The organism is Paenibacillus agilis (assembly GCF_007786455.1).
In the GTDB taxonomy this organism is placed as follows: Bacteria; Bacillota; Bacilli; order Paenibacillales; family Paenibacillaceae; genus Paenibacillus_B; species Paenibacillus_B agilis.
Genome location: NZ_VNJK01000003.1, coordinates 500,019 through 511,402 on the forward strand (window position 1 = coordinate 500,019; position 11,384 = coordinate 511,402).

An 11,384-nucleotide genomic window follows, 5' to 3' on the forward strand; every position below is an offset into this window, starting at 1 on the left:
ATGCATGCTAACTATCATACATGTACAGGATGCACACAAATGTATGTTTTTCATATATTTGCGTAGCATGGGAGTGGATAAGTGTATCTGTTGCGTAGTCAGAACTTGAGAGCTTAATCTCAAGTTCTTTTTTGTTTGTCAGGGGAGCATTACAAAGGGGCAGTACACAAAACAGGGGTATTATGGGGAGGATGTAACTCGGATGGAACGCTTCTTCAAGATCAAGGAGCACGGCTCAACGGTTAGAACCGAGATTATGGCAGGTATTACGACGTTTATGACGATGGCTTATATACTCGTCGTCAATCCAAACATTTTAACGGCATTCGGTAAGACAGGCATGGAATGGTATCCGGTCTTCTTGGCAACCGCGATTGCAGCAGGGGTATTTACGATTGCGATGGGGATCTTCGTTAACTTCCCAGTAGCAGTTGCACCTGGTATGGGCTTGAACGCTTACTTTGCTACTATCGTAGTGTCGACCGCGTCGACGGGACAGCCTGTTACGTGGCAGATGGCGCTAACCGCCGTATTTATTTCGGGAATTATCTTCTTCTTACTGACGATTACGCAAATTAGACAGATGTTAATTGATGCAGTACCAGATGGTTTGAAACATGCAATTACAGTTGGTATTGGATTATTTATTGCTATAGTTGGCTTGAAAAACAGTGGATTACTAACTGTGTCCGTTGAAGCAGTGAAAGATATACCGGCAGGAACATTCACCCCTGTATTAGGGTTTGAAACGGTATTCGGACTTGGGCAGTTTACTTCGGGTCCAGTGTTACTTACGATAATTGGTTTGGCACTCATTTCGATTCTTATGGTAATTCGTGTGCCTGGTGCTATTCTTTTCGGAATATTAGGTACTACTGTAGTTGGTATTTTCATGGGTGAGGTAAATCTCAGCAGTCTTTCAGATACTTCGCAGACGCCATGGATTCCTAACTTAGCTGAGCTGCAAATGTTCCAGTTTGATTTTGCAGGCATTATGGGTGTAGGTATCGTCTCTATCATTTTGACATTCACATTCGTTGAATTATTTGATACATTCGGAACTTTGATTGGAACAGCTAACCGTGCTGGATTTATGAAAAATCCAGTAGAAGGAAAGAAACGCGTCGGCAAGGCGATGTTCGTAGATTCCATCGCAGTGAGTGGTGGTGCAATGTTGGGTACTTCAACGGTAACGGCATATGTAGAAAGTTCTGCTGGTATCGCTGAAGGCGGACGTACAGGTCTAACAGCGGTATCGACGGGTGTGTGCTTCTTGCTAGCATTGTTCTTGGCACCTGCGATTGCGATTATTCCAAGCTCTGCTACAGCTGCTGCTTTGATCGTTGTTGGTGTACTCATGATGCAGTCTGTAAATGAGATTAACTTCAAAGACTTGGTTATCGGTATTCCGGCCTTTTTGACAGTTACATTTATGCCTTTCACATACAGTATCGCAAATGGTATTTCGTTCGGAATTTTGTCCTATGTGCTGCTTGCATTCGTTGCGAACGTTTCAGGCAAAGGCGAGCAAAAATACAAGATTCATTGGTTGATGTGGGTATTGTTTGTTCTCGTCTTGGCGCGCTACGTATTTATGCAGGGTGGTCATTAAGAACGGGAAGCGGGGTTGCAACTTTAGGTCTAAAGCTGCAATCTCACTTTTTTCGCTAGTGTGATATCGATAACATAATCTATCATTCCGTATGAGTAACATCGTTAACAAATTCCACTACATCCAGGAGGGGTTCTACTCATGAAAAAAATCGCTTCTATTCTTGTTCTTGTACTTGCGTTAAGCACGATGCTGATGGCTTGTTCCAATGATTCTGCTGCGGATAAGCCGACTGAGCTGGTCATTTCGACATGGGGCTTCTCAGAAGATGTAATGAAGAAAAATGTGTATGAGCCATTTGAGAAGGAACATAACGTCAAAATCGTTGTGGAAACGGGGAACAACACTGACCGTTTGAATAAAATTCGTCAAGGCAGTTCCAAAGTAGACCTTATTTATTTGTCCGATTACTATGCACTACAAGGAATTGAAGAGGGACTTTTCGAGAAGATCGATCGCAAAAACATTCCAAATATCGATCAACTGTACAACATTGCTCAAGCTCCCCTTGGTGAGGACTGGGGACCAGCACACACTGTTGCGCAGTTAGGTTTAGTAATAAACATGGAAGAAGTGAAAATGAAAGTAGAATCTTGGAGTGATATGTGGAAGCCGGAGTTCCAGAACAAGATTGCATTGCCAAACATTACGATTACGAGTGGACCGATGTTGATGGATATGGCGTCCAAGCATGCAGGTAGCGCAGATATGAATGCAGATGCAGCGTTTAAGGCGCTAAAAGAAATTAATCCAGGGGTTGTGAAGTATTATTCGAAATCGGCTGACTTATCTAATATGTTCGCGCAAGGTGAAGTAATAATTGCTCCTATGCAGGATACGTTCTTCGGCAGTGCTAAGGAGGCTGTGCCAAGTGCAGCGTTTATTACACCAAAAGAGGGCGCTTACGCACTATTAAACACGGTTAACGTAGTTAAAGGCTCTAAAAATAAAGAGCTAGCTGAGAAGTTCATCAACTGGCATATGAGCGAGGAAGTCCAAAAAGCAAATGCGCTCGATAAAGTCGACGCACCTTCTAATAAAAATGTAAAGCTTACTGAAGAGCAAGCATTTGGCATGACGTATGGAGCAGATGTTGTTGAAAATTTAAAGACACTTGATCTAAAAATGGTCAACGAGCAGATGGCATCTTGGATCGATCGTTGGAATCGCGAATTAGAGTAACTATCAGCGCATCTATTAGAGTAACTATATAGTAAATATTTTCAATTCGTTGGTCACGAGCCTCTTTTCCATGTATAATCATCGCGACCGTGCATGGTCGAATGACAGCGAAAGTTGTCGATAGAGACACGACATAGGAGGCGAAACAAAATGAACGAACAAATGACGGAAACACGAGCAGAAGAAATCGCAACGGGAGCTGCTGAGACAGGAAGCTTGCAGCCGCGTACGCCGATTTTCCTTGATGTTGATACAGGTGTGGATGATGCGCTTGCAATTATGTTGGCAGTAAAGAGTGGTGCATTCGATCTGCTCGGTATCACGACTGTGAATGGTAACGTATCACTGTCTCAAGCGACATTGAACACTCGGAAGGTGCTTCATGTGCTAGTGGAGGAAGCGAAGCAGAAGGGACGCGCTGAAGAAGCAGAACTCATCGCGAACATTCCTGTTATTCCAGGAGCCGATCGTCCATTGCGTCGTCCTCAATATTTCGAACATCGCGTGCATGGCAATGACGGTATTGGTGGCGCGTTGGCTGATCTAGAGCTGCCGCCGATGCGTGCTTCGAAGCAGGCTGCACTTATTATGGTAGAAACGATTAAGGAACGTCCGGGCGAAATTACACTCATTATGACAGGGCCGTTGACCAATTTGGCATTGGCACTGCGTGCATGTCCTGAGCTACCAACGCTTGTGAAGGAAGTTATCTTCATGGGTGGCGTCGTTACTTCATTTGGCAATGTTACGCCTACAGCAGAATATAACATCTACGTTGATCCTGAAGCGGCGCGCAACGTTCTACAAGCAGGTTTCAACATTACGATGGTTGGCCTTGATGTAACACGTCGAGCACTGTTGACTCGTGATCATATTGAGTCAATGGGCGATGCTCCGTTAGCTCCGTTGGTGTATGACTGTACTCGTGATTACATGGACATGTATGCGAAGCGTTACGGACATCCTGCTTGCGCGATGCATGACCCGTTTGCGGTAGCCGTGGCAATTGATCGTGCTGTAGCTACTACAGAGCATTTGTATGTTGATGTTGAAGTGAACAGCAACTTGTGTGATGGACAGACGGTAGCTGATTTCCAAGGGCGCTGGAATAAGGAACCTAACGTGCATGTCTGCATGGACCTTAACCAAGAAGCATTTATTGAGCGTTTCTTACATGTCCTACAAAGATAGCAGCGATCGAAACGCAGTAACGCGTTGTTCGAAACGATTATCCGCAACTAAAAAATAGAATAAGAAAAGAAGAATAGAATAATAGAAGAGGTAGATTTGTCATCTTAAGCAACTTACTATGATAGCAAATGGGAGATAAGCAGCGATGAAGAAAGTACACCTCTGGCTTTTACTACTGCCAGGACTGTTGTTTTTGACAATCTTTATGATTGTTCCGATCTTTATGACGATTGGCTCGACCTTCTATCATGAAGGCGAGTTTACGGTTGATGGATATGTGAAGCTGCTCAGCGATCCCTATATGCTGAAAATTCTCGGGACAACCTTGCAAGTGAGCTTCGTGACGACGCTTGTTTGTATTTTGCTAGGATTCCCGACAGCTTACTATATCTCGAAGACGAAGGCGAGAACGAAAGGCATCTTATTGATGCTCGCGCTGTTCCCACTCTTAACAAGTGCAATTGTGCGTTCATTCAGCTGGATGGTTATCCTCGGGAAAAATGGCTTGGTGAATCAATTCCTGCTTGGCATCGGGTTGATCGATGATCCACTCAAAATTTTGTACACGCCGACAGCGATGATGATTGGCATGATTCATTTATTCCTTCCATTAATGATTATTTCGCTCGTTGGTGTGATGGAGAATATTGATGGCGACCTGCTGCAAGCATCTGAATCACTCGGGGCTTCGCGTTGGAAAGGTTTTATGAGCATTATCGTTCCTTTGTGTGTGCCAGGTCTCATTGTAGGCAGCATTCTCGTATTCGTGGGCAGCTTGACGGCCTATACGACACCACAGCTGCTGGGGGGCAAGCAGCGAGTTATTGCGACGTTCCTTTATCAAAATGCAATGACGCTGAACGATTGGTACATGGCTTCGGTTATAGCGACCGTTATGATCGTGATAACGTTCATCATTATTGGGCTCATGAATCGTCTTGCCCGCAAATTGAATCCGAAGGGGTAGCGCAACATGAAGGACAAACATCGCGGTCTCGCTCTGTTTACGACACTCGTCTTTATCTTTTTGCTCGGACCGCTCGTCATTATTATCGGAACATCATTTGGAGAAGGCTCTGTGTTGAAGTTTCCGCCAGAGGGGTTCTCGCTGAAATGGTATAAAAATATTTTCGAAGTCGACATGTTTATGGAGACATTCAAAGTAACGGTGGGCGTTGCCTTGCTGGGCAACTTAATCGCCCTCTTGCTAGGAGTTCCAGCAGCATATGCATTAAGTCGCGGTCAATTCCGTGGCAAAGAGTTTCTGAATTCGATCTTTATTTCCCCGATTTTAATTCCGGGTGTAGTCATGGGCTTCGCGATGCTGAAGTTTTTGGTCGTACAGTTCAATCTACCTATTTATACAAGCTTGCTGATTGGCCATATTGTGCTGATGATGCCTTTTATTATTCGTGTCATCGGTTCGAGTCTATCCAACTTTGATTATTCGGTAGAAGAAGCAGCAATGAGCTTGGGCGCGAGCCGCTTGAAGACGTTCTTCACGGTTGTGCTGCCGAACATCCGCTCAGGTTTGATTGCAGGAGTGCTGCTCGCTTTCTTGGAATCGTTCAACAACGTGGATATTTCCGTGTTTATGACCGGTCCAGGGGTGAGTACTTTGCCGATTCAGATGCTGACCTACGTCGAGAACTATTTCGACCCAACGATAGCGGCGATATCGGTACTGCTTATGGTACTGACTGGATTGTTTATGGTCATGATCGAGCGTTTGATGGGATTGTCTTATTTTACGAACAAATAACGGCTCAACATCGGAGGGACTACGGACGTGGAATTGTTATCGCTTAATGATATATCGGTTGCTTATGAAAAGAATCTCATTTTAAAAAACTTCAATCTTCATATCGAAAAAGGTGAGCTCATCTCGCTGCTCGGTCCATCTGGCTGTGGAAAGACGACAACACTGCGACTCATTGCAGGTTTTCTGGAGGCGAAAGACGGCCGCTTTATGTTCGATGGCAAAGACTACACACGTGTGCCGGTGAACAAGCGCAACTTCGGCTTCGTGTTCCAAAGCTACGCGTTGTTCCCACATATGACCGTATTTGATAATGTCGCTTACGGTTTGCGTTTGCGTAAGGTTAGTAAGGATGACATCGCTAAACGTGTAACGGATATGCTGAAAATTGTTAGCTTGGAAGGGTTCGAGAAACGCTTTCCAGGTGAACTATCCGGCGGACAGCGTCAGCGTGTTGCGATTGCTCGTGCCTTGGTTATCCAGCCAGACCTGCTGTTGTTTGATGAACCACTTAGCAACTTGGATGCGAATCTTCGGGTGAATATGCGAGTAGAGATTCGCAGAATCCAGAAAGAGTTAGGCATAACGACGGTATATGTCTCTCACGATCAAGAAGAGTGCTTCTCGATTTCTGATAAAGTTGCGATTATGAATCAAGGTGTCATCGAGCAGTTGGATGCGCCAGCCGTTATTTATAAATATCCGACGACAGAATTTGTTGCTCGCTTTATCGGCTTCCATAACTTCATCGATGTTAATGGGCTGAAGGTCGATGGTGAGCAAGTAACAGCGGATTGCCCGCAAGGGTTAAAGGTAAGTCTTGTTCATCGTTCGGGACACCCGATCGTGGAGCAGATGAAAGCAGCGATTCGTCCAGATGATCTGTTGATCGCTTTGCAAAGTGAGCTATCGAATGGACTTGCTGGATTGACGGCAGCGGAGCTAGAGTCAGGCTGGAATGTGATTGCTGGTCGAGTTAAAGTAAGTACCTTCCTCGGTCGCAGTTATCAATATGAAGTGGAGACCGCTCTAGGCACGTTTACGGTCAACCGTGAAATGGATGCGCCATTCGCAGCGAATGAAGCTGTCCAGCTCGTACTGCCAAAAGATAAGGTCGTACTTGTACGTACGGCGGTTTAGAATTACATGTTGATCTGCACTTGCGGTATGAACATGTGCGTTTGATATCAATTTCTAGGGGAGAGCTTGCTCTTCCCTTTTTTCTTAGCGTGAGTTCGGAAGACTGTGTTCAAGTGTATTCCTGAAAATCATTCAGTAGATAGGGCATGTAGTTGCAAAATTAATGCATGTAAGCAGGAGGCAGCGTAGATGATGGTGGAGCGTATGCAAATAGATTTACTAATCACTGATGTGCATGTATTCAATATATATATGAAGCGATTTATTGCAGGTAATGTTGCTGTGCTGGATGGGCGCTTTTTGTATATAGGTGCTCGTGGAAAAGAGACATTCGAAGCGAAAGAAATTGTAGAAGGAAATGGACAACATCTGATTCCAGGATTAATCGATATTCATTTGCATATTGAGAGCTCTATGATTACCCCGGCAACATTCTCTCACGGCATTATTCAAAATGGAGTGACGACAGTTGTGTCCGAACCACATGAGATGGCCAATGTATTTGGACTTGAAGGGGTACAGGAGATGATTCGAGCTAGCGAGGGATGCGCAGCTGATATTCTCTATGCCATTCCTAGCTCAGTTCCAGCAACACCGTTGGAAACGACGGGCGGTTCCATTGAGATTTCTGATATCGATAAACTACTGCAGGATGAACGTGTTGTTTGCTTAGGTGAGATCATGAATTCTGTAGATGTGCTGCGTGATCCGGATTGCAAAACCAATCAGATATTGAATCATATCCGTACGAACCATCCTCATCTTGTCATTGAGGGACATACGCCGAAGAAGCTCGTTGATTTGGAGTTGGCTCGCTTTATGTTCGCTGGTGTTGATTCAGACCATACGGAGCAGGAAGTCGACAGTATGCTCGATAGGATGAGAAACGGTATGTTCGTGGAAATTCAAGAGAAGGCGATGCGACCGGAAATTATGCGCATTCTTATTGAAGAAGATATCGCGGACTTATTCTGCTTCGTGACAGATGATGTGATGGCAGACTCGTTCGTGGCGGATGGACATCTGAATCATCTAGTTCGTAAGGCGATAGCAATGGGGATGAGTCCAGAGCGGGCCATCTATTGCACGACATATACACCTGCACAGCGCATGCGTCTCTATGATCGCGGCTCTATTGCGCCGAACAAGTTGGCAGACTTCGTTTTACTTTCTGATTTGAGCACATTCCATATTGACGCTGTATACAAACGAGGACGCCGTATTTATGATGCGAATCATCTCGTTAAACAGGAGCGAGTAGAAGGGCAATTCCCATCACATTTCTATCAAAGTGTAAAGCTATCTCCTTTACAGGAGGGTGATTTCACAGTAGTTGTAACTGGAGCTAATGGTAGTGCTGGTGCCGATAATGCGGCTGGAGCTAGAACTGAGCAAGTGGCTAATGGGGTTCATAAGTGTCGTGTCATGGAAGTATCCAATGGAACGACAACAACGAAGGAGCTGCACCGCGAAGTTGAGGTACAGGATGGTGTGCTGCAATGGGAGCGGGCCGAAGGATTAGGACTTGTCGCTACATTTGAGCGTTACGGTCGCAATGGCAATCGCGCCTATGGTTTGATTACAGGCAGTACCATCAAGCGCGGCGCTATCGCGACAACTTATTCGCACGACAATCACAATTTGCTCGTCGTCGGACACAATGCCGCAGACATGACGCTTGCGGCGAACACCGTTATCGCCGACCAAGGCGGCTTCTGCGTCGTGGCGGATGGCCACGTCTTGGCCCGTGTGCCGCTGCCGGTTGGCGGCATCCTTTCAGAAGAGCCGCTCGACACGTTCGGCTTAGCGGTCAAACGCCTTCGCGAGGCGATGGAATCGCTCGGCTACGATCACTACAACCCGATCATGTCCATCAGCACGCATTCGCTGCCAGTCAGCCCAGCCTTGAAGCTGACTGACTTGGGACTGATCGATGTACATGCCGGCACGATTGTACCCTTGCTCGTCGAATCGTAGTAAGCGCCGCGATGATGTGTAATGGCTCAAGTTCCATTGGCCTTTAGCCAAAGTAGCCTATTATTATTCACGTGCTTAATTATCAATGCATACAATAGGAGATGGAATAGTGCACTTGCTCTTCCGTATCTTGCTATGCTAAAATATGTTTAACTTTTAGAGAACGGAGGGTTCCTGATGATTAACAAGGCAGGCTTCCAATTTGGAAGAACTCGATTGAACGTTTGTGACACTAACTGAATAGTGCTCAATGGCTCTGCCTAGGTGCAGAGTAATCGGGATTGGTCTGCCTATTTTTAAGGAACCCTAATCGCTTTAACGCAAGAAGAGGGTGGGACGAATGTACCCTCTTTTTTTATACCCTTAACTATAGATTGAATATCTGGTGTTGAGCATACTGCCTCTTGCCTGCATGTCTTTGTAGATTACTATGAAGAATTATTGCATGGTGAAGTGGATCTATTGTGTGTGCGTGCGAACCATATACAATGAGACTCGTATGTTCTCCCTAGAAGACCAGCGTCTTCGCTAGGCGATTTCTTGCTGCCCGCTCATGGTCATGATCATGGTGTGAGGCAGAGGAGCTTGTCTGCGTTGTCGTATATATTCCGTTTACTCCAATCACAGGCATATGCCTGTGTTTTTTATTTGCTCATAAAGCGTGAGTAGTTGGGAAAGCTTCTATCTGAACTACTTGCTTATATTGAAAGTAACGGGAGATGATTATATGAAAGAACTTATAGAACAGCAGCAAAAAGCAGTGATCGTCGGTGTGAACCTGAACCACCAAGCAGATTTTGAATATTCCATGGAAGAGCTGGCTAACCTTGCAGCGGCATGTAATGTTGAAATTGTAGGCAGCATCATTCAAAATTTAAGCCGAGTAAATACGTCTCACTATATTGGAACAGGTAAGTTAGAAGAAGTACGGGCTCTCATGGAACAACAAGATGGAAATCTCGTCATTTTCAATGATGAATTATCTCCATCCCAAATCCGTAACCTTGAAGCAGATTTGGACTGTAAAGTCATCGATAGAACGATTCTTATTTTAGATATTTTCGGCGAACGTGCGCGGACGAGAGAAGCACAGCTTCAAGTCGAAGTAGCGCAATTGCAATATATGCTTCCTCGATTGGTTGGTTTGCGTGAGTCACTTGGACGCCAAGGCGGCGGAGTAGGCACAAAGAACAAAGGTGCTGGTGAGAAAAAGCTTGAGCTGGACCGTCGTAGAATTGAAGAGAAGATCAGCATTTTAAGTAAAGAGCTAGAAGTGTTGGTTGCTCATCGTCAGACGCAGCGCAAAAAGCGTAGAAAGAGCGAAGTTCCAGTTGTGGCGCTTGTTGGTTATACGAATGCAGGCAAATCAACAGTTATGAATACGATGGTGGAACTGTTCACGGAAACGAAAGATAAGTTTGTATTTGAAAAAGATATGCTGTTTGCTACGCTCGAAACGTCTGTCCGCAATATTGAGCTTGAGGACAATAAGTCATTTTTGTTGACGGACACAGTTGGCTTCGTAAGCAAGCTGCCGCATCATCTAGTGAAAGCTTTCCGTTCTACATTAGAAGAAGTAAAAGAAGCGGATTTGCTTATTCATGTTGTTGATTTCTCTAATCCTGAGTATGAGCAGCATATCCGTATTACTAATGAAACATTGCAAGCGATCGGTATTGAAGATATTCCGATGATCTATGCTTACAATAAAATTGATCTTCGTGAAGGAGATACTCCAAGTACAAGTGAAAACAACATCTATATGTCTGCGAAAAAGAAGCTTGGTGTTGAAGAGTTAATTCAAGCGATCCGCCAAAATGTATTCAAAGACTACGTTCGTTGTGAAATGCTCATTCCTTATGATCAAGGCGGCGCGGTATCTTACTTGAATCAAAATGCTACTGTCATCACAACAAGTTATGAAGAGGAAGGTACGAAACTGACATTGGAATGCAGACAAAGTGATTATAATAAGTTTCTGAGCTTTGTTGTTAGTGAGTAATTAAGGGGTTCATTATAATTGAAGTTTCCAAGTTGAATGACTCCAGTATATCTATAGAAGGAAAATAGTTAATGGATTGCAGCCGCCTCCGTTTAGTGATGGTGTTTGCAGCATGTGAGTTATATCTCAAATGCTTGCTAGCTCATTCTAGATGGGGCGGCTCATTCTTTGATTTATTAAAATGTAATAATGTGGTTTTATAAAAGGGGTTGCCTTTCTATTGTGAGCGTGATATATTTGTATTCCGCCACCGAGAGGCAGCGGTTGAGACAAGCTTACATAGAAACGGATTGAAGTTAAGTTCGAAACTAAGCTTCAAAAAAGTTTTAAAAAAAGCTTGACTCGAAAGAAACGAAGTGATATATTATAAGAGTTGCCGCTGAGAAACACGGCGGACGAGAGCGAAAGAAAACGAATCGAAAGATGAGTGATCTGAGCCGAATTGTTCTTTGAAAACTGAACAACGAGTGAAACGTTTGATATAAGAAATTCAGCAATGAATTTCGTCAGCATTACAAATG

General features: G+C 44.5%; 8 protein-coding genes. All 8 read left to right on the top strand.

The genetic code is table 11. The annotated features are described in order from the left end of the window. Nucleotides 1-202: 202 nt before the first annotated feature. Nucleotides 203-1,612 (top strand): NCS2 family permease, encoded by a 1,410-nt coding sequence (locus FPZ44_RS21170; RefSeq protein ID WP_144993648.1) that lies wholly within the window; start codon nt 203-205, stop codon nt 1,610-1,612. Between the two features lie 141 nt (nt 1,613-1,753). Beyond that, nucleotides 1,754-2,794 carry an ABC transporter substrate-binding protein gene (locus tag FPZ44_RS21175; protein ID WP_144993650.1) on the top strand — a complete coding sequence of 347 codons (1,041 nt, stop codon included), beginning with the start codon at nt 1,754-1,756 and terminating at the stop codon, nt 2,792-2,794. A gap of 150 nt (nt 2,795-2,944) precedes the next feature. Beyond that, on the top strand, nt 2,945-3,985 hold the full coding sequence (locus FPZ44_RS21180; protein WP_261378454.1) for a nucleoside hydrolase: 1,041 nt from the start codon (nt 2,945-2,947) through the stop codon (nt 3,983-3,985). A gap of 145 nt (nt 3,986-4,130) precedes the next feature. Beyond that, nucleotides 4,131-4,952, top strand: coding sequence for an ABC transporter permease (locus FPZ44_RS21185; protein WP_144993652.1), 822 nt, complete (start codon nt 4,131-4,133; stop codon nt 4,950-4,952). Between the two features lie 6 nt (nt 4,953-4,958). Next, complete coding sequence (locus FPZ44_RS21190) at nt 4,959-5,747, top strand: ABC transporter permease (protein WP_144993654.1); 789 nt, start codon at nt 4,959-4,961, stop codon at nt 5,745-5,747. Nucleotides 5,748-5,774: 27 nt separating this feature from the next. Further along, entirely contained in the window at nt 5,775-6,884 is a 1,110-nt protein-coding gene (locus FPZ44_RS21195; RefSeq protein WP_144993656.1) for an ABC transporter ATP-binding protein, read from the top strand. A 204-nt stretch (nt 6,885-7,088) separates the two neighbouring features. After that, nucleotides 7,089-8,861, top strand: coding sequence for an adenine deaminase (locus FPZ44_RS21200; protein WP_144993740.1), 1,773 nt, complete (start codon nt 7,089-7,091; stop codon nt 8,859-8,861). Nucleotides 8,862-9,588: 727 nt separating this feature from the next. Next, nucleotides 9,589-10,863 carry a GTPase HflX gene (gene hflX, locus FPZ44_RS21205; RefSeq protein WP_144993658.1) on the top strand — a complete coding sequence of 425 codons (1,275 nt, stop codon included), beginning with the start codon at nt 9,589-9,591 and terminating at the stop codon, nt 10,861-10,863. Nucleotides 10,864-11,384: the final 521 nt, after the last annotated feature.